An 18,325-nucleotide genomic window follows, 5' to 3' on the forward strand; every position below is an offset into this window, starting at 1 on the left:
GGTGCTCACGCGGCTATCCGTACGCGAATGCGTTATTAATCTTGGACGATGCCGTCCTGTCCGAAGGCGTCGATCGCGGCCTTCTTCACCGCGTCGTACATATCCTGCGGCTTGATCTCGCCTGCGAGCAAGGCCTGCATTTTCGGTACGATGACTTCGTTCTCGATCTTGATCGCCTTGGCGCCGAGATCGGCCGGAATGTCGGGGCGTGCAGGCGCGGCATGAGAGAGCATCGTCTCGACGGCCGCGACGTTGTCCGGGTTGCGGTCGATCGTCATCGAAGCCGCCGCTTCGCGTCCGCTCTTCGTGATGTGGGCCGCGAACAGGTCGTTGTTCGTCGTGGCCGCGACCTTGCCGCTCGACAGGAAGTAGGCGGCCTTGGCGATGTTCGCCTTATGCTCGGCGGTCGGCTCCTTCTTGCCGCGGAACGCGACGTAGCCGTCGACGACCGTGGAGGACACCGGCTCCGCGCCTGCGAAGGTCGGTACCGGCAGGACGATGTAGTCGACCTTGATGCTGTCCTTGACGGCGCTGCCGTCCTTGGCGTCGATCTTCGCGTTGTTTTTCTTCGCGGAGTTCTCGAACGTCGCCAAGCCCTTCCCGGTGATCATCGTCTGGCCGGTCAGGAACATGTTCCAGCGCTTGCCCGCGTCGACGGAGCTCAGCTCCTTCGGCATCGAGCCGTCGTCGATCATCTGGCGGAGATCCGTCAGCAACTCAAGGTAGTTCTTGCTCGTATAAGCATACTTCAGATCTTTGTTGAATGCCGCAGGCATGCCCGCGCTCTTGGCCATGATGCCGAGGTAATCCTTGGAAGCGACGCCGGCCGTGGCGAAGACGAAGCCGTAGCGGGAGGTCGCGTCGCCGTTTTTCACGACGCCCTTTTTGATCGCGTCGCGGAATTCGTCGTAGGTCCAGCCGTCCTTCTGCACTTTTTTCCAGTCGATGCCCGCTTCCTCGAGGAACTGCTTATTGCCGCCGAGGGCGTGGACTTCCATATAGGCGGGGAAGCCGTACAGGCCGGATCCGTTCTTCATGTACTCAAGCGGCGTGGCGTCGTAGTCGCCCGTCATCTCCGGCGTCGCGACGTCCGTCAGGTCGAGCGCCATGCCCTGCTGCACGTACTTGGAGATGCCGTCGGAGCCGATGAACGCGATGTCCGGCGGGCTGCCCGCGTTGACTTGCGTATCGAGCTTCTGCGTCATGTCCTCCCAGCTGGCCGGCTCGATCTTGAGCGTCAGGTTCGGGTACTTCGCGTTGAAGTCCTTTTCCATCTGGTCGAAGTTGTCCTGGTACGTCGGCGATACGGGCGGCAGCAGCGCCGTGATCGTGTCCTTGGCGCCCGAATCCGCGGAACCGGATGCGGCCGCCGAGCCGGATGCGGGAGAGGACGGGCTGGCCGCGCCGTTATTGTTGTTGTTGCCGCCGCACGCGGTCAGCGCGGATACGGACAGCGTCGCTGCGAGCATGAGCGAGAGTGCTTTGCCTTTGTTCATCATTCGAATGCTTCCTCCTTGGGATGGCCCCTTAACGGGTGAATGATAGGACTAACGCTTGCCGGTTAAACGACTTGCTTGTGCGCGCGGATCGTCGCCTTGAGATTGCCGTCGAAGCGGGCCAGCGATGCGGCCGCGTCCGAAGCGGAGAGCCCCGTCTCGATCATCAGAATGGCGAGCTTGCAGCTCTGCGACGCCCGCGCCAGGTAATCGGACGCCGTCTCGGCGTCGACGCCGGTCGCGGCCCTGATGATGCGGATCGAACGATCCAGCAGCTTCTTGTTGCTCGCCTTGAGGTCGACCATCAGATTGTTGTAGGTTTTCCCAAGCTTGACCATCGTCGCCGTCGTCAGCATGTTGAGCACCAGCTTCTGCGCCGAACCGGCCTTCAGCCGCGTGGAGCCCATGATGACCTCCGGTCCGACGACGGGCGCGATGCAGATGTCGCACACTTCGCCGAGCTTCGAGCCTTTGTTGTTGACGACCCCGATCGTGGCAGCGCCGATCTCGCCGGCCCGGCGGATCGCGGCGATGACGAAGGCCGCGCTGCCGCTGGCGGAGATGCCGACGACCGCGTCCTTGCCAGTCACGCCGATGCGCTCGATGAGCGCCATCCCCTCCTCCGCGTTGTCCTCGAATCCTTCCACCGCTGTCCGAAGCGCCGTATCCCCGCCTGCTATATGCCCCTGCACGAGCTCAGGGTCGACCCCGAAGGTGGGCGGACACTCGGATGCGTCCAGTACGCCGATTCTGCCGGATGACCCGGCGCCAATGTAGAACATTCTGCCCCCGCTCTTGAGCCGGGCATGCAGAACGTCCACAGCCTCCATGATGTTCGGAATTTCTTCCGCCACCGCGGCCGGAACGGCGGCATCCTCCCGGTTGAGAAGATGCAGCATCTGCTCCGTTGTGCACTCGTCGATCGTCCGGGTTGCCGGATTGATCTTCTCGGTGGTTAGACCCGCGAGATATTCGTTCATGGCCATTCTCCTACCCTTTGTTTGTGAGGATCGTCCTTTCATGGATCTCTTTTAATGCCCCCTCTTGGGGTATATCTTATCGCCTTCGCTTTGTAAGCGTCAATACTTTTTGAAATAAAATTTCATTGTAAAAATTTTAATTGCATTTTTATTTTCAGAAAAACAACAAAAAAAGACACCGCCGCGTCGTCCGGCAATGTCTGAAAACGTTTATCTGCGGTGCTTGCCCGCCAAAATATTGTGGGTTTTCAACAAATACTTTTTAATATTCGGATATTCCGCGCTCGCTACCCCGGCGAACAAGATGTCGATGACGGTCAGCATCGCGATGCGCGACCCCATCGCGCCGCTGCGGATCGTGACCTCCGGCGTCGAGATGCTCAGCACGATGTCGGCTTTGTCCGCAAGCTCGCTCTTGTTGAACTTGGTGAGGGCGATCGATGTCGCGCCCGCGCGCTGCGTGATCTCGAGCGCCTCCAGGATCTCGATCGTATCGCCCGAGTTCGAGACGAAGAAGGCGACGTCGCCCTTGCCGAGCAGCGTGGCCGCCGTCAGCTGGCTGTGCCCGTCCGTGTAGGCGTGGCACATCTTGTTGATGCGGGAAAACTTCTGCTCGCCGTCCATGCATACGAGTCCCGAAGCCCCGATGCCGAAGAAAACGATCCGGTTCGTGTCGCGCAGCGCCTGAACCGCCTTCGCGACGGCGCCCCGGTCGATGATGCTGAGCGTATCCTCGATCGACTTCATGTTGTTGTACGAGATGTTCGAGACGACGACGTTCAGATCGTCTCCGGGCTGGATGTCGGTATACTCGTCCTTCTGCTCCTCGTCCATCGAACCGACCGACGCGGAGATGCTGACGATGAAGCTGCGGTAGCCGCTGTAGCCGAGCGTCTTGCAGAATCGCAGCACCGACGCGTCGCTCGTCCGGCTGAACTGCGCGAGACTCTTGATGGAGAGGTGCGGAATCTCCTCCGTATTGGCGAGGATGTACTCGGCCACCATCCGTTCGACGGGCGTCATGCTGTCCTTCATGTCGCGGATCTTGAGCAATATATTGTTCTGGATCGCCATGGTAGGTACCTGCGCATTCTGTCGTATTTTAGTAAATAGTAAGGCCATTTTTTCCAAAAGACAAGGGACGGCGGAGCGGATGCGCCTTCTAAGGCTTAGAAATAATATTTTGAAACAAATATATCATACTGAAATAAAATTTCTATATTTTATTGTTGGCAGGAAGGCCCCATGCTATAATAGCCGCAAATGAAGGGCCCGAGCTTAGAGGACATGCTGAACCGAAAAAGGCCCGCAGGAGGAACGTCATGAGCAAGCTGAAAATCGCGATTATCGGTTCCGGCAGCACGTACACGCCGGAGCTGATCGAAGGCATCATCAAGCGCAAGGGCGTCCTGCCCGTCAGCGAGCTCGTGCTGATGGACATCGACGAGCGCAAGCTGAACGTCGTCGGCAGCCTATGCCGGCGCATGATCGAAGCGGAGAATCTGTCCTGCCGCGTCACGCTGACCCAGGACCTGGACGAGGCGCTGCGGGACGCCGACTTCGTGCTCGCGCAGATTCGCGTCGGCAAGCTATCCGCCCGCGTGCTCGACGAGAAGATCCCGCTCAAGTACGGCCTCATCGGCCAGGAGACGTGCGGGATCGGCGGCTTCTTCAAGGCGATGCGCACGATCCCGGTCATGCTGCAGATCGCGGCGCGTATGCAGGAGCTGTGCCCGGACGCATGGCTGATCAACTTCTCCAACCCCGCGGGCATCATTACCGAGGCGCTGCTGAAGCATACCGGCGTTAAGATGCTCGGCCTGTGCAACGTTCCCTACAATATGTACAAGAGCATCCGCGAATCGCTCGCGCTGCCCGACGCCAAGATGACGTATGTCGGCCTCAACCACCTGAGCTGGATTACCGCGATCGAGCATGACGGCAAGGACTATCTGAAAACGGCGCTTGAGCTCGGGCTCAACAGCGAGGCGATGAAGAACATTCCGTCGAGCGGCTTCAGCCGCGAGCTGGTGAACATGGTCGGCGCCATCCCTTCCTCCTATCTCGAGTATTACTACTTCAAGGACAAAAAGCTGAAGCTGCTGATGGAGAGCGAGCAGACGCGCGGCGAGAAGTGCATCGGCATCGAGGCCGACCTGCTGCGGATCTATGAGGACGCCGAGCTGCACGTGAAGCCCGAGCTCCTCTCCTCGCGCGGCGGCGCCAACTACTCGGAGGTGGCCATCAGCCTCGTGGACGCGATCTGGAACGACAAGCGCGAGGTGCATGTCGTGAACCTGCTGAATCGCGGCGCGCTGGCATTCATGAAGGACGACGACGCGGTCGAGGTGTCCGCGGTCATCGGCAAGGACGGCGCGGTGCCGGTCGCGGTGCCGGGCTTCGCCAATCGCCATATCATCGATTACATGCGGATGGTGAAGGCGTACGAGCGCGAGACGGTGGCGGCCGCGGTGAGCGGCAGCGAGGACGCCGCGATGCGGGCGCTGCTGATGAACCCGCTTGTCGGCGACTACAATACGGCGCTCGCCTGCTTCGGGGAGCTGAAGGAAGCGCACAAGGCGTATTTGCCGCAGTTCGGCTGAGACTTGCATGAACGGGGGGCGGCGGCTGCCTCGCAGCCGCGCGCATCGCGCAAAAGTACACGATAGCCATCGCATCCCACTGCAATGCCGTGTCTATCGCGCAAATCTGCAGGATACGTCCCCGCAAATCGCCGTCTCCGCAGAAAGAGCGCGCTGTATGATGCATTTTTGCGCGATAGCCTCACACGTCGACGCGCTCCGCTACCGAATCACGCGCATTTGCATGATAGCATGCGAGCCGTGGCGATCAGGGCGGGCGACAAGTCAATACATGAACGAGAAACGAGCGTGAAACCCATGTCCGGAGCCAAGCCGGGAACCGGCTACGTCATCGGCGTCGACGGCGGCAACAGCAAGACCGATTATTTCTTGTTCGACCGCGAGGGCGGCTTCGTCAATCACGTGAACGCAGGCACCTGCAGCCATGAGCGGTTCGCCGACGGATACGCCGGCGCCTACCGCGAGATGGACGCGCGCATCCGCGAGCTGCTCGAGCCCTGCGGCGTCGCGCTCTCGCAGGTCGATGCCGCGGCGTTCGGCCTTGCCGGCTGCGATCTGCCTACGCAGCAGGAAGCGCTCAGCCGGATCGCCGAGCGGATCGGGCTGCGGCGGCATGCCGTGGACAACGATTCGTTCCTCGGCATCAAGGCGGGCACTTTGCGGGGCTACGGCATCTGCTCCGTCAACGGCTCGGGCGCCGTCACGGGCGGCATATCGCCCAGCGGCATGCGGCTGCAGGTCGGCGGCATCGGCAGCGAGCTCGCCGGGGACGAAGGCGGCGGCTATTACTTGGGCCGCAAGGTCGTGCGCGCCGTCTATGACGGCTTCTACCGGCTGGGCCCGCCGACCGCGATGGCCGAGCCGGTCATGGCGCTGCTCGGCGCGCCGTCGCGCGAGCGCTTCATGGCGTACGCCGCCGAAGCCGCGTACAAGCGTACGCTCCCGAACACGGAGCTGATGCGCGTGCTGTTCGCCGCGGCGGACGCGGGCGACGAAGCGGCGGTCGCGCTGCTTGCGCACTCGGCCCGGCAGATGGCGCTGTCCACGGCCGGATGCATCGCCAATCTCGACTTCGGCGCGGACGACGAGATCGAGATCGTGCTGTCCGGCTCCGTCTGGATCAAGGCGGAGAGTCCGCTGATGATGCAGCGGTACATGCAGGACGTCGGCGAGCTGACCGGCCGCCGCTGCCGGTTCCTCCCGCTCGCGGTGCCGCCGGCGACGGGCGCCGTGCTGTGGGCGCTGGAGTTGGCCCACGGCGAGCCGGTCGGCGCCGACATGCGAAGCAAGGTGCTGCACGGCGTGCAAACGCGATGCTAATCGCCATGCGCAAACGGACCCCATCGCTCTCTATGCAGAGGCGAAGGGGTCCGTTTGTCGTTTCCGAATCAGCACGAAAAATCAGCACGAGAAGTCCGTTTCTTTGCCATTCAATAAAGCGGACAGCAGCTCGCTCAGCTCTGAACGCTGCTTGGCCGTAAAACCTCGAAGCAAAGACTCCGAAATTTGCGCTTGATGGGCTTTGATCCGGTGAACCTGGCAGCGCGCTTCGTCCGTGAGCTGCAGCAGCGTCGCGCGGCGGTCGTTCGGATCCGCGATCCGCCTGATCAGCCCGTCCCGCTCCAACGCGTCCACTTGCTCCGTGACCGTCCTTGCTTTTACGCCCAGCTTGCCCGCCAGCTCGTTCATACGGATCGTATCGGCGCCCCAGACGGCGAGCAAGAGCCGGATCCGCGAGCCCGACAGTTGAAAGGGCAGGTCCGACGAAGATAACCGCGCTTCGAATTCTTGCTGTATATAGTGGGTAGCCCGCAGCAGCAGCTGAACGACCTCTGCCGCCTTCGAATCCCCCGTATCGGAATCGGTCATGGAATCGGATCGCTCCTTGACAAACGAATAGTAGAAAGGTAAGCTAAAAACGAATTAGTGAGGGCCCTCACTTTCACCCACCACAGCATTTCGCTCTTCTTGTTTAAGTTTACATGTTTCTTACTCGGATGCAAATGAAGAAGACGGAGGAATCCATATGACGCAAGCGAACTTGAACATCGGCATTATCCTGGGCAGCACCCGCGAAGGACGGGTCAGCCCCCAAGTCGGCGCATGGGTAAAGGAAATCGCCGACCGGCGGCAGGACGCCAATTACGAAATCGTGGATATCGCCGAATACGATTTGCCGTTTTTCGGAACGACCGCCATGCAGGAGCCCGGCATCGCCGCCTGGAATCAAAAGCTCGCGTCCCTGGACGGATTTATTTTTATCGTCCAAGAGTATAACCATAGCATTACGGGCGTGCTGAAAAACGCGCTCGATATGGCTCGCGACGCTTGGAACCACAAAGCCGCGGGCATCGTCAGCTACGGCTCCGCCGGCGGCGCGCGCGCAGCCGAGCATTTGCGCGGCATTTTGGGCGAATTGTTGGTCGCGGACGTGCGCTCGAACCCGGTACTCTCCGTATATACCGACTTCGCGGATCGTCAAACGTTCAAACCGGCGGAGCTGCACATTCCGATCGTGAATGAAATGCTGAATCAGCTCCTTACCTGGAGCGCGGCCTTGAAGCCGGTCAGAGCCAAGTAATCCATCTGTACCCCAAGCTGCACGCCAAAAGCCCGCGACGCGGATTCCTGATCGGAATCGCGTTCGCGGGCTTTTTGCCGCGGTTTTCCCGCTGCCGGCGAGCTCAGCCCTTCTTCGTGCTTAACCAATTGACCAGCGTGTTGATCTGATCGTCCGTCAGCGTTCCCTTGAACGCGGGCATGCCGCCGCCGCCGTTGTGAATGCGCGTCGAGATCTCGTCCGTGGATAGGCGCGCGCCGACGTCCGTCAGATTCGGACCGACGCCGCCGCTCAGATCCGCGGCATGACAGGCGATGCATTGCGCTTTGTAGATCGTCTCCGCGCCTTCGCCGGATGCCGTCGTCGTGCCGCTTGGCGATGCCGGCGCTTCGCTCGACGGCGGCGTCGTGGACGCGTTGTTGTTATTGTTTTTGCCGCACGCCGCCGTCGTCATTGCCAGCAGCGCGGCAGCCGCCGCGATTGCCGCCCATTTTCTCATGCGAGCTTGACCTCCTTCTGACCGTTTGCGGTTAGATTTCTCCATTTTCCTGAACGGCATACACGCGACGGCTTGCTTGGCGGCTTGGGAATAGCCCCGGGCATATTGGATACGATAAGGACGAAGCTATGCAATTTATGGCAACGGCGGTGATGCGTTTGAACGCGAATCAAGAATGGATCGGCCATCTGTCCGAGCTGCGCAAGCGGTTGATCGTCACTGGCGTCTGGTTCGTCGCTTCGATGGGCGCCGGCTTATACTTGTCTCCCTCCATCCTGCTGATGCTCAAGTCGCGGGCGGCGGCGGGCGCGCCGATCGATTGGCACGTTTTCTCCTTTACCGACGGCTTGTTCGTCTATCTCCGGTGCGCCTTCCTGCTCGCCGCGCTGCTGACGTTTCCGCTCGCGATGTATCAGGCTTGGGCGTTCGTGAGGCCGGGTTTGACCGGCAGGGAAGCCCGCGGGACGCTAGGCTACGTCCCGGCTTCGTTCCTGCTGTTTCTCGGCGGCGTCTCGTTCGGGTACTTCCTCGTCTTTCCGATGATGCTCCGGTTCATGCAGTCGATGAACGAGAGCGTGGGCGCCGTGGAGATGTACGGGATCGAACGTTACTTCGCTTTTATGTTCGGCGTGCTGATGCCGCTCGGGATCGCCTTCGAGATGCCGCTCGTCATGCTTTTCCTGACGAAGCTCGGCCTGTTGGACCCTGCGCGCATCAAGTTCATCCGTAAATACGCCTATGTGGGGCTCGCGGTCGTCGGCTCGTGCATCTCGCCGCCCGACCTGTTCTCCCACCTGTCCGTCACCGTACCGCTCCTGCTGCTGTTCGAGTGCAGCGCGCTCGTCGCGAACCGGCAGTTCAGGCTGCGCCGAGCAGCGGGACCGGCCCCGGGTTAACGACGTTCATGCTACAGCCGGCTAAATATTAACGCGACGAAGCATCGGCCCAGCACGGTAATTCCTTTAAAGGAGGTGAACCAACGATGTTCCACAATATCGGCATCTCCGGACTGCTGATCATATTCGCCATCGCGCTGATCGTCTTCGGCCCGGCCAAGCTCCCCCAGCTCGGCAAAGCTTTCGGCGAGACGCTGCGCGAATTCCGCAGCTCCACGCGCGGCATCATCGAGGACGACAAGCACGAGCCTGCCGCCGAGCTGATCAAGGAGCGGAATCCGACCTGAAGCCGCATGGCGCAAAGCGGAAAAGAGCGCAAAGAAAAATCCCTCCCCCGTTCCGACGGCAACCTGTCGGCAGGGAAGGGATTTTTCTTTTCTACGATTCTGCGACGACGATCTTGACGTCCCAGCCCCCAAGCTGCAGGCTGTCGCCGGTCTCGACTGGCAAGTCCTCAAGCAGCTCGCGTCCGGCGCCGTGCTGGTATCCCACGGTAACCGGTGCATCCGAGTAATTGAAATAGTAGCGCACGACGCGCCCTTGCCCGTTGACGCCGGTCTTGACGACGATCGGAAACGCGAGCGCCTGGTCGACGCCGAGCAGATTCGCTTCCTGAAGAGCCCCCTTGAAAATGCGGCGCATGGCATCCGCCGTCGTCATGCAGCCCACGTAGGTCGCCATGCCGGCTCCATAGCGGTTGCGCGTTACGGCCGCGTAAGTTCCCCAGTGCGGATGGTCGTAGTAGGCGAGCGCCTCCGCCGTCGTCGGCGTCAGCAGCTCCATCCACGTCCGCACCTCGCGCGCCTCCGGATCGAACGACAGTGCGCCGTCCCGCAAAGCGACCGCATCCGGCTCGACGAATACGCTGTAGCCGACCCCGCATGCTTCGTGGATGATGCCGGGCTGCTGCGCGGCGCGCACTTGGACGACCTCGTCCGCGAAGCCGGACTTGAACGAGTAGACGACGTGCCCGCCGTCCCTCACATAGTCGTTCAGACGCTCGAGCGTGTCGTCCGGCGCCGCGTAGAGCGCCGGCACCACGATCATGCGATAGTCCGACAGCCGTTCGTGCGAGGCGGGGATGAAGTCGCATTGTACGTTCAACTTGTACAACTCGTCGTACATCCATCTTACCGCGTCGTTATACTTCAGGCCGCCCGGCAGCTTGAACCATTCGAGCGCGGTCAACGCTTCGTTGCTGACCATCACGGCGACGTCGCTTTTCTTTTTCAGGTTGACCAGTTGCTCGCTGAGCCGCGCGAAGTCTCTGCCGACCGTCTTCGCTTCGTCGTAGACCGGATTCGGCTTGAGATCGTGGCTGAGCAGTCCCTTCCAGTATGTCTCGAAGGAGTTGTGAATCGAGTGCCAGTGCCAGTATGCGACCATATTGGCCCCCGAGGCCAGATGGCTGAACGCGAGCTGTCGCAGCTGGCCCGGATACGGCGTCCAGTCCGGGAACGCCTGCGCCTGCGTCTCGAGCACGAGATAATTCGTCCCCTTGAGCGACCGCGTCATGTCGCCGCCGAACGAGATCTCGGCGCCGGTCAGCTTGGCCTGCGACGGATGATAGATGTCGACGCCCGCGATATCGAACGGACGCGCGGCCTCGAAGTGGTCGACCGACGGCTGCACACCGAACGAATGCCCGCGCCACTCGAAATCGAAGTTTTGCGTGACGAACTGTTCGGGACGCGCGTACTCGCGGACGAGGCCGACCTGCCAGGCCAGGAATTCGTTCACGAGGCCCCGCTGGAACTTCGCGAACTCGGCGCCCAGGCTGCCGTTTATCGTGCCTACAGCCGAAGGAAAATCCTCCCAACTGTCGATGCGGTTGCTCCAGTAGTCCAGGCCGAACCTCCTGTTGACGACGTCCAGGCTGCCGTACTTCTCGCGCATGTACTTCACGAACCGCAGTTGTACGTTCGGTCCGGCCGTGTCGTAGTGCTTGGTCTCGTTGTCGGTCTGATAGCCGATGACGGCCGGATGGTCCTTGACGCGACCGATAAGCTTGCGGATGATCCGCTCCGCATAGAACAGATACGTCTTGTTCGTAATGTCCATGATCTGGCGGGCGCCGTAGCGTCCGGGTCCCGCCGCCGTCTCCGCCAGCACGGAGGGATCCTCCTTGACCATCCAGGCCGGAACCGCGTAGGTCGGCGTGCCGACTATCACGTGGATGCCCGCTTCGTGCATCGCGTCGAGCACCCGGTCGACGGAGGAAAAGTCGAACACGCCGTTCTGCGGCTCGTGCGTGCTCCAGGTCGATTCCGCGATCCGCACCGTATTGATGCCGGCTTCCTTCATCATGCGGATATCTTCGGCCAACCGGTCGTAAGGCATATATTCATCGTAGTAGGCAACGCCGTACAGCAGTTTATCCAAGTTCGTCCACTCCCTGCGTCTCATTGATTGCGGTACTGATTCGGGGTCATCCCCGTATACTTTTTGAACACCTGGAAGAAGTACTTCTCGTCCTGATACCCGACCTCGTGCGCCACGTCCGCGATCCGCGCGCCGCTGTCCTCGAACAGCCGGCAGGCCTCGTCGATCCGGGTCCGGTGCAGATAATCCAGGAAGCTCGTCTGCAGCTGCTGCTTGAACAGCAGGCTCACGTAGCCCGGCGTGATGAATACCTCCCGCGCCACCGTCTCCCGGCTGATATCTTTGCTGAAGTTGTTGCGGATATAAGCGGTGACCGCGTCGAACAGCTTGTTCCCGTTTTTCTTCGCGTTCAGCTGGGCGGCGACGAGCCGCGCGGTCTCGCCCAGCGCCTGCACGATGCCTTCGAGGCTCGAGCGGGCCACCATATGCGTGATCCCCGTCAGATCCCGGCCGAATACCTCCTGCACGTTGACGTTTTTCTCGATGCACAGCCGATACAACGCGAAGAAAAGGGAGAAAATCGAGTTCAGCACCGGCTCCTTCGACGCGCTCTCCGGCCGCAGCGCCTGCAGAAAAGCTTGCAGCTGCTCGCGGATCGCTCCCTCCTCCCCGTGCATGACCGCCTGAATGAAGGCTTTTTCCAAAGCGAACGGGTAAGAAGTGCGGTCCGCCTCGCCGTCGACGGATTCCATGTAATCGACGATCTTGCGGTCCCCCATGTAGAACCGCACGTCCAGCGCCCGCGCCGCCTCCTGATAGGAGAGGCGCAGATGGCCGATCTCCGCGCCGACGCTGCCGATGCCGATACTGACCGTGAACTTGAGATACGTCTCCGCGTTCTGCTGGATCCGCTGCGCATAGCGGTCGATCGACTCGCTGTCCGGCATCTCCTCCGCGTTCAGAAGCGCGATCAGATCGTCGTTGTGCTCGAAGACGGCGCACATGCCCAGCGGGGCGAGCGTCTCCTCGGCGATGTTTTTGAGCCCGTACTTGTACAGCTCGACGTCCTCGTCGCCTACTCGCTGCTGGAACGAATGGAAGTTGTCGATCTGCACGACGAGCGCGCCGTAAAACGGATGGCCGAAGACGATGCCGTTTGTCTTCAGGCTGGCGAGCAGCCGCTCGTACGGCGGATTGTCGGTCAGCACGAGCCTGCCCAGCATCTTGTCCCGCAGCAGCGGGAAGCTGTCGCGGAAGCCCGCCTTCAGCTCCTCGAGCCTGCTCGACTGCTGCCGTTCCCGGTCGATCTCCGCCCGGAGCTGGAGCACGAGATCCAGAATCTCCTGCCTGCGGCTCGGCTTAAGCAGGTAGTGGCTGGCCCCGAGCGACATCGCCTTCTGGGCGTAAGAAAACTCGTCGTAGCCGCTCATGATGACGCATTTGACGTCCGGATATTGCTTCGAGATCCGCTCGATCAGCTCAAGGCCGTCCATCTCCGGCATCCGGATATCCGTCAGCACGATATCGACATGCACCTGAGCCATCCGCTCGAGCGCTTCTTCCCCGTCCCTCGCCTCGGCGACGATCGCGATATCGTACTGGGCCCAGTCGATCAGCGTCCGGATGCCGCTGCGCGCCCGTTCCTCGTCGTCGACGATCAGCATCTGAATCAAGCGTCCTTCCCCCCTTCCATCTCGGTCGTCGCCGGGATCTCGATTTCCACGACAGTGCCCTGCCCCGGCTCGCTGATATAAGCGATGCGATAGTTGTCCTTGTAAAAATGCCGCAGCCGCTCTTGTACGTTCTGTACGGCATAACCGCCGGTGTCTTTCGCGGTGTAAATATCGCCGTCGCTGCGAATCTCCCGGATCCGCTCCAGCATCTCGGCAGACATGCCCGGTCCGTTGTCCTCGATCCGGAATCGGAGGCGGTCCCCTTCCCGGACGCCCGATACGCGAATACGGCCGCCGCCGCGCTTGCGCTCGATGCCGTGCACGATCGCGTTTTCCACGAACGGCTGAAGGCTCAGCTTCAAGATGACGAAGCCGCCGATCTCGTCGGGAATGTCGATCTCGTAAGCGAGCAGATCCTTGAAGCGCATCTGCTGCAGCGAAAGGTACAGCTCCAGCAGCTCCCGTTCCTTTGCAACGCTGGTGAAGCTCTTGCCCCGGTTCAGGCTAAGACGGAACAGCCGCGACAGGTTGATGATCATCTCGCTGATCCGGTCCTGCCCCGCCGCCTCCGCCTCCCAGAAGATCGTATCGAGCATGTTGTACAGGAAGTGGGGATTAATCTGCGACTGCAGCGCCTTCAGCTCCGCCTCCTGCTCGCGCAGCCTGAGCACGTACACGTCGTCGACAAGCGTCTTGATATTGGCAACCATGCTGTTGTAGCCCCGACCGAGGTGACCGATCTCGTCTCCGTACTTGACCTCGATCTTCTCGTCGAACTGCCCGTTCTGGAACCGCCGCATCGATAGCAGCAGCTTCTTCAGCGGCGCCGTGAGGAAGGAGGACAGCAGCATCAGGATCGGGATGCACAGCAGCAGCCACCCGGCGATCGTCAGGATGACGAACAGCTTGATCGAATTCAGCTCCCGCGTCAGGTTGCTGAGCGGAACCGCGTAAAGAATCTGCCAGCCGTTCTCGCCGGTGCTGTACGACAGCAGCAGCTTCTCGCCGCCGACCGAGACGACCCCGGAGCCGTCTCCGTTCGCCAGCGCGTGAATGCGCGCCATGTCCGCAGACGAGCCGTCGTAGAAAGGCATCCCCGCGGACAGCAGCGGTACGCCGTCCGCGTCGAGGATGACGATGCCGTGATCCTTGTCGTACATATTGTTCAAGTACCGGCTCAACACCGTCTGCACGTTTACGCCCACAAAGATAAAGCCGATGTTGCGCCCGTTTTTTATGTTGCGCACGACCCGGGTCATGCCGATCTTGGCATTTCGGTTGTTCTGGATGAACGTATTGTTCGCTTCCGTGAGCGGGAACCAAAAGGAAGTGCCGTTCAGCTCGACCGTCTTGCGGTAGATGGCGCTCTTCCTGATCTCTTCGATCGAATAAGGCCCGCTGCTGTCGTCCGTCGCCAGCTGGAACAGCGGCTGGCCCGTCCTGCCGTACAGCGCGACATAGTCGAAGTTGCCTGTGACGAGCATCTGGTCGATCAGCGTAGAGTTGGCGTCGCTGTAGAGGAGCGGATCGAGGGGCTCCTGCGACTCCGCTTCCTTCGCCAGCATCGTCTGAATGACGGGCGCGATGCTGAACACCGTCACCCAGCTTTGCATCGCGCGCTGCAGAGACGCGACATTGTTGTCGATCGCCTTGACGGCGCCCTGGTTGGTCGCGCTGACCTTGCTGACGATCTGCTTCTCCGACGTCCGGAAAGCATAGTAACCGAGCAGCATGGAAAATATAGTCATCAGCAGCGAGAAAAAGATCACGATCTTATAGGTGAGACTCATGTTAAGGTAGGTGCGCAGCATGCCGTCCCCCCAGGCTCTCGCTCGGTTTGTACTCATGATAGCCAACCGAACGACATTCCACAACGGATCGGTGCTCGGTTTCGATAAACTTCAACTTTCCCGTTCTTTTCTCTACTGACCGACAGTCGGACCGTACGCTATGATGCAATCAGAAACGTTGCAACACTCAACAATCCATCGTTCAGGGGGAATACCGAATGGCTAAGCATAAAAAATGGAGCGGCCTCACCGCCTCGGCAGCCGTCCTCGCATCCGTCACCGTCCTCTCCGCTTGCGGCAGCAACGGCAACAATAACGCGGCGGGCAGCGCAAGCTCGAGTTCCAGCGCAAGTGCAAGCGCAAACGGCGGTGCGGCTAGCGGCGGTGCGGCCAGCAACGAGAAGGTCACGCTGCGCCTGTTCTCCAACCTGCCCGACCGCAAGTCCGGTCAAGGTCTGGCCGAGCAGACGGTCATCGACAACTATATGAAGGAAAATCCGAACGTGAAGATCGATGTCGAAGCGCTCGCCGAGGAGCCGTTCAAAAACAAGCTGAAGGCGTACATGGCTTCCAACGAACCGGTCGACATCACGATGGTCCACGGCGGCGCGGAGCTGAGCACGCTGGTGCAAGCCAATTACGTCAAAGAGATCGATCCGGCCGCCTACGAAGGCGAACAGTTCAACTTCCTGCCGGGCGTCTACAAGTCGTTCACGTTCGACGGCAAGCTGTACGGCCTGCCGCGCAACAGCGACTACGAGGTCATCTACTACAACAAGAAGCTGTTCGACGACAACGGCGTTAAAGTGCCGACCACCTTCACAGAGCTGACGGATGCTATCAAGGCGTTCCGCGCCAAGAAGATCGCGCCGATGTCGATCAACGGCAAGGATCTGTGGAGCTTCGGCGAGCTGTACCAGAACATCGTGCAGCGCTACAGCGGCGACCAGAACCTTATTCTGGACGCGGTCGAAGGCAAGAAAAAGTTTTCGGAGGACGAAAGCTTCCTGAAGGCGGCCCAGTACATGGCGCAGCTGCGCGACGGCAAGCTGTTCCAGGACGCGTTCATGACCGCCGACTACGGCGCGTCGCAAAACCTGTTCACGCAGGGCAAAGCCGCGATGTGGTACATGGGCTCCTGGGAAGCCGGCATGGCGACCAACGCCAGCCTGCCCGAAGAATTCCGCAACAACCTGCAGGTCGCCAAGTTCCCGATCGCCGCGGACGGCAAGGGCGTAGCGACCGACCTCATCGCCTGGAACGGCGGCGGCTATGCGCTGGTGAACAGCTCCAAGCACCCTGAGGCAGCGAAGAAGTTCTTCGATTACCTGTTCAACGCAAACCAATGGGCGAAGGTCGCCTGGGATACGGGCGCAGCCGTTCCTGCACAGAAGTACGAGCTGACCGGCAAAGAAAGCGAAGTCCAAAAGCAGCTGACCGACGTGCTCGTGCAAGCGACTTCTACCCCGGGCGCATCGTTCATCGATTATGGCACGCCGAAGTTCAAGGACGACGTGCAGAACGCGTTCGGCAAGTTTTTCTCCGGCGGCCAGAAGCCAGAAGAACTCGTAGCCGCCCTTCAGGCGGCCGCAGACAGCCAATAATCGCGATTCGACGCGACGCATGAGCCACAGATAAAGGAAGCGGCGGGGACGGGCAGCATTCCTGTCCCCGCTGCATTCTCAAGGATGGAGCGGGTATCCCATGCACAAAGTGCTACGCAATAAGACGGCGATTTTCCTCTTCGTGTTCCCCGGTCTTCTGCTGTTTATACTTACCTTTCTTGCCCCTATCATATTGAGCGGATACTACTCCCTCACGGACACGCTAGCCCCGGGTACGAAAATCCATATGGTCGGCCTGCAAAATTACGCAGATCTGATCCTTCACGATACAAGATTCTGGATCGCGCTCCGCAATGCCGTCCTGCTCGGCATCGGCTTCATCGTGCTGCAGCACCCGCTCAGCATTTTCTTCGCCGTCCTGCTCGACCGGATCGGCGGCAAGGCGGAGAAGATTTTCCGCACGATCTTCTTCATTCCCTGCGTAATCTCCGTCGTCGTCATCTCGAAAATGTGGCTGTCGCTGCTCGACCCGACGTTCGGTATTCTGAACAAGCTGCTGGCCGCCGTCGGCCTGGAATCCCTGCAGCATGCCTGGCTCGGCGAGAGCAGCACGGCGCTTGGCACGATGCTGTTCATCCTTATCTGGGCCGGCTTCGGCTGGGGCCTGCTGTTCTACTATGCCGGCGTCAAGGGCATCCCCGAGGATCTGTACGAGGCCGCGAGCCTCGACGGCGCGTCGGGCCTGAAGCTGCACCTTCGCATCACCGTGCCGCTGCTGAAGCCGGTCATCGCCGTTCAGGTGACGCTGGCCATGATCACGGCGCTCAAGCAAATGGAGCTCGTCTTCCTGACGACCAACGGCGGACCGGGCGACTCGACGCAGTTCATCGCGGTCTACCTGTACAACAAAGCGTTCTCCGCCAGCCAGTACGGCTATGCCAACGCCATCTCCATCCTGTTCATCGTCGTCTGTCTGGTCGCGACGTACCTGAGCAACAAATTCATCCGCAGCGACGCGGCGGAAGCCTAAGGAGGCGACGAACATGAGATCGCGATACAAGACAGGCATTTGGATCTTTTTTCTGATCGTCGCCCTCCTGCAGCTGTTCCCGCTGATCTGGCTGGTCGACTTCTCTTTTAACAGCAGCGCGGACTTCTACTCCGACCACATCCTGAAGTGGCCGACCGATCCGCAATGGCAGAACTACAAGAACGCCTGGATCGACGGCAAGTTCCTGAAGTACTTCCTAAACAGCGTCCTGGTATCCGGCGTCACGATCGTGCTCACCGTCGTATTGTCGCTGACGCTGTCGTATGCGTTCACCCGAATGCAGTGGCGGATGCGCTCCTTCTTTTTCTCCGTCATCCTGCTCGGCATCATGATTCCGATCCATGCGACGCTGCTGCCGAACTTCGCCATCTTCAAGCAGCTTGGCCTGACCGATTCGTACCTGGGCCTCATCTTGCCGTACACGGCCGTCTCCGTCCCGCTCGGCACGTTCATGCTGACGGGCTTCCTGCGGAGCATTCCAAAGGCGGTCGAAGAATCGGCCGTTATGGACGGCTGCAGCATCTACCGCATCGTCTTCCAGATCATCGCGCCGCTCATGGCGCCTGCGCTCGTGACGGTCGTCGTCACGACGTTCCTGAACTGCTGGAACGAGTTCATCATGGCTTCGACGTTCCTCAGCAAGGACGCGCTCAAGACGCTGCCCTTCTCGGTCATGAACTTCGCGGGCCAGTACTCGTCCGACTACGGCTCACAGTTCGCCGTCATGGTGCTGACCAGCGTGCCGGCGATCGTCATCTACGCGCTGTTCAACGAGCAGATCACCAAGGGCGTTACGGCCGGCGCGGTAAAGGGTTAAGACGATCGAAAAACGGTACAAACCAAGAACATAAAGCAAAAACGGGGCAAAGCAGATTCCCCTGCTTTGTCCC

16 protein-coding genes are annotated in these 18,325 nt (G+C 60.5%); 8 read left to right on the forward strand and 8 right to left on the reverse strand.

The features are described from left to right. Positions 1 to 35 precede the first annotated feature (35 nt). The 3 genes from BM235_RS24905 to BM235_RS24915 all read right to left on the reverse strand — a co-directional run bounded on the left by BM235_RS24905 (position 36) and on the right by BM235_RS24915 (position 3,550). Positions 36 to 1,499: an ABC transporter substrate-binding protein gene (locus BM235_RS24905; RefSeq protein WP_090116960.1), complete on the reverse strand. Its 1,464-nt coding sequence runs from the start codon at positions 1,497 to 1,499 to the stop codon at positions 36 to 38. A 62-nt stretch (positions 1,500 to 1,561) separates the two neighbouring features. Then, the gene (gene murQ / locus BM235_RS24910) at positions 1,562 to 2,476 is read right to left on the reverse strand and encodes an N-acetylmuramic acid 6-phosphate etherase (RefSeq protein WP_090116961.1); all 915 of its coding nucleotides are present in this window, start codon (positions 2,474 to 2,476) and stop codon (positions 1,562 to 1,564) included. Positions 2,477 to 2,686: 210 nt separating this feature from the next. Continuing rightward, complete coding sequence (locus tag BM235_RS24915) at positions 2,687 to 3,550, reverse strand: MurR/RpiR family transcriptional regulator (RefSeq protein ID WP_090116962.1); 864 nt, start codon at positions 3,548 to 3,550, stop codon at positions 2,687 to 2,689. A 248-nt stretch (positions 3,551 to 3,798) separates the two neighbouring features. Between BM235_RS24915 and BM235_RS24920 the strand changes: the two genes are divergently transcribed. Both BM235_RS24920 and BM235_RS24925 read left to right on the forward strand, forming a co-directional pair. Further along, positions 3,799 to 5,079 (forward strand): 6-phospho-beta-glucosidase, encoded by a 1,281-nt coding sequence (locus BM235_RS24920; protein ID WP_090116963.1) that lies wholly within the window; start codon positions 3,799 to 3,801, stop codon positions 5,077 to 5,079. Between the two features lie 297 nt (positions 5,080 to 5,376). Continuing rightward, positions 5,377 to 6,399: an N-acetylglucosamine kinase gene (locus tag BM235_RS24925; protein ID WP_090116964.1), complete on the forward strand. Its 1,023-nt coding sequence runs from the start codon at positions 5,377 to 5,379 to the stop codon at positions 6,397 to 6,399. Between the two features lie 81 nt (positions 6,400 to 6,480). Here the strand turns inward: BM235_RS24925 and BM235_RS24930 are convergent, their stop codons facing one another. Beyond that, positions 6,481 to 6,948 (reverse strand): MarR family winged helix-turn-helix transcriptional regulator, encoded by a 468-nt coding sequence (locus tag BM235_RS24930; protein WP_090116965.1) that lies wholly within the window; start codon positions 6,946 to 6,948, stop codon positions 6,481 to 6,483. Positions 6,949 to 7,105: 157 nt separating this feature from the next. Here BM235_RS24930 and BM235_RS24935 point away from each other — a divergent pair, with 157 nt between their 5' ends. Further along, positions 7,106 to 7,660, forward strand: coding sequence for an NADPH-dependent FMN reductase (locus BM235_RS24935; RefSeq protein ID WP_090116966.1), 555 nt, complete (start codon positions 7,106 to 7,108; stop codon positions 7,658 to 7,660). 103 nt (positions 7,661 to 7,763) lie between these two features. On the opposite strand, the gene BM235_RS24940 is transcribed toward BM235_RS24935, so the two are convergent. After that, a complete protein-coding gene (locus BM235_RS24940) occupies positions 7,764 to 8,138 on the reverse strand; it encodes a c-type cytochrome (RefSeq protein WP_090116967.1) in 375 nt (124 codons plus the stop codon). Positions 8,139 to 8,296: 158 nt separating this feature from the next. Between BM235_RS24940 and tatC the strand changes: the two genes are divergently transcribed. After that, on the forward strand, positions 8,297 to 9,034 hold the full coding sequence (gene tatC, locus BM235_RS24945; RefSeq protein WP_090117113.1) for a twin-arginine translocase subunit TatC: 738 nt from the start codon (positions 8,297 to 8,299) through the stop codon (positions 9,032 to 9,034). 86 nt (positions 9,035 to 9,120) lie between these two features. Next, positions 9,121 to 9,321, forward strand: coding sequence for a twin-arginine translocase TatA/TatE family subunit (locus tag BM235_RS24950; RefSeq protein WP_090116968.1), 201 nt, complete (start codon positions 9,121 to 9,123; stop codon positions 9,319 to 9,321). A 91-nt stretch (positions 9,322 to 9,412) separates the two neighbouring features. Here BM235_RS24950 and BM235_RS24955 read toward each other — a convergent pair whose 3' ends face one another. From BM235_RS24955 to BM235_RS24965, 3 genes are read right to left on the reverse strand one after another with little or no spacing between them, the layout of a single operon-like run. Continuing rightward, positions 9,413 to 11,416, reverse strand: a complete 2,004-nt coding sequence (locus BM235_RS24955) for a beta-galactosidase (RefSeq protein ID WP_090116969.1) — start codon at positions 11,414 to 11,416, stop codon at positions 9,413 to 9,415. A 20-nt stretch (positions 11,417 to 11,436) separates the two neighbouring features. Continuing rightward, positions 11,437 to 13,020 carry a response regulator gene (locus BM235_RS24960; protein WP_255374599.1) on the reverse strand — a complete coding sequence of 528 codons (1,584 nt, stop codon included), beginning with the start codon at positions 13,018 to 13,020 and terminating at the stop codon, positions 11,437 to 11,439. 5 nt (positions 13,021 to 13,025) lie between these two features. Further along, a complete protein-coding gene (locus BM235_RS24965; protein ID WP_143106730.1) occupies positions 13,026 to 14,876 on the reverse strand; it encodes a sensor histidine kinase in 1,851 nt (616 codons plus the stop codon). A 161-nt stretch (positions 14,877 to 15,037) separates the two neighbouring features. On the opposite strand from BM235_RS24965, the gene BM235_RS24970 reads away from it, so the two are divergent. From BM235_RS24970 to BM235_RS24980, 3 genes are all read left to right on the forward strand, one after another. Continuing rightward, the gene (locus BM235_RS24970; protein ID WP_090116972.1) at positions 15,038 to 16,423 is read left to right on the forward strand and encodes an extracellular solute-binding protein; all 1,386 of its coding nucleotides are present in this window, start codon (positions 15,038 to 15,040) and stop codon (positions 16,421 to 16,423) included. A gap of 100 nt (positions 16,424 to 16,523) precedes the next feature. Continuing rightward, complete coding sequence (locus tag BM235_RS24975) at positions 16,524 to 17,414, forward strand: carbohydrate ABC transporter permease (protein WP_090116973.1); 891 nt, start codon at positions 16,524 to 16,526, stop codon at positions 17,412 to 17,414. A gap of 13 nt (positions 17,415 to 17,427) precedes the next feature. Next, a complete protein-coding gene (locus BM235_RS24980) occupies positions 17,428 to 18,252 on the forward strand; it encodes a carbohydrate ABC transporter permease (RefSeq protein ID WP_090116974.1) in 825 nt (274 codons plus the stop codon). The last annotated feature ends 73 nt before the right edge of the window (positions 18,253 to 18,325 follow it).

Origin of the sequence: Cohnella sp. OV330, from assembly GCF_900112065.1 — a bacterium.
GTDB lineage: Bacteria > Bacillota > Bacilli > Paenibacillales > Paenibacillaceae > Cohnella.

Excerpts from the sequence above, each read along its gene's own strand:
- BM235_RS24960 (WP_255374599.1), bottom strand. The coding sequence starts at position 13,020 with ATGCTGATCGTCGACGACGAGGAACGGGCGCGCAGCGGCATCCGGACG.
- BM235_RS24940 (WP_090116967.1), bottom strand. The coding sequence starts at position 8,138 with ATGAGAAAATGGGCGGCAATCGCGGCGGCTGCCGCGCTGCTGGCAATG.
- BM235_RS24970 (WP_090116972.1), top strand. The coding sequence starts at position 15,038 with ATGGCTAAGCATAAAAAATGGAGCGGCCTCACCGCCTCGGCAGCCGTC.
- BM235_RS24925 (WP_090116964.1), top strand. The coding sequence starts at position 5,377 with ATGTCCGGAGCCAAGCCGGGAACCGGCTACGTCATCGGCGTCGACGGC.
- BM235_RS24930 (WP_090116965.1), bottom strand. The coding sequence starts at position 6,948 with ATGACCGATTCCGATACGGGGGATTCGAAGGCGGCAGAGGTCGTTCAG.
- BM235_RS24950 (WP_090116968.1), top strand. The coding sequence starts at position 9,121 with ATGTTCCACAATATCGGCATCTCCGGACTGCTGATCATATTCGCCATC.
- BM235_RS24915 (WP_090116962.1), bottom strand. The coding sequence starts at position 3,550 with ATGGCGATCCAGAACAATATATTGCTCAAGATCCGCGACATGAAGGAC.
- BM235_RS24935 (WP_090116966.1), top strand. The coding sequence starts at position 7,106 with ATGACGCAAGCGAACTTGAACATCGGCATTATCCTGGGCAGCACCCGC.
- BM235_RS24975 (WP_090116973.1), top strand. The coding sequence starts at position 16,524 with ATGCACAAAGTGCTACGCAATAAGACGGCGATTTTCCTCTTCGTGTTC.
- BM235_RS24920 (WP_090116963.1), top strand. The coding sequence starts at position 3,799 with ATGAGCAAGCTGAAAATCGCGATTATCGGTTCCGGCAGCACGTACACG.
- BM235_RS24980 (WP_090116974.1), top strand. The coding sequence starts at position 17,428 with ATGAGATCGCGATACAAGACAGGCATTTGGATCTTTTTTCTGATCGTC.
- murQ (WP_090116961.1), bottom strand. The coding sequence starts at position 2,476 with ATGAACGAATATCTCGCGGGTCTAACCACCGAGAAGATCAATCCGGCA.
- BM235_RS24905 (WP_090116960.1), bottom strand. The coding sequence starts at position 1,499 with ATGATGAACAAAGGCAAAGCACTCTCGCTCATGCTCGCAGCGACGCTG.
- BM235_RS24965 (WP_143106730.1), bottom strand. The coding sequence starts at position 14,876 with ATGAGTACAAACCGAGCGAGAGCCTGGGGGGACGGCATGCTGCGCACC.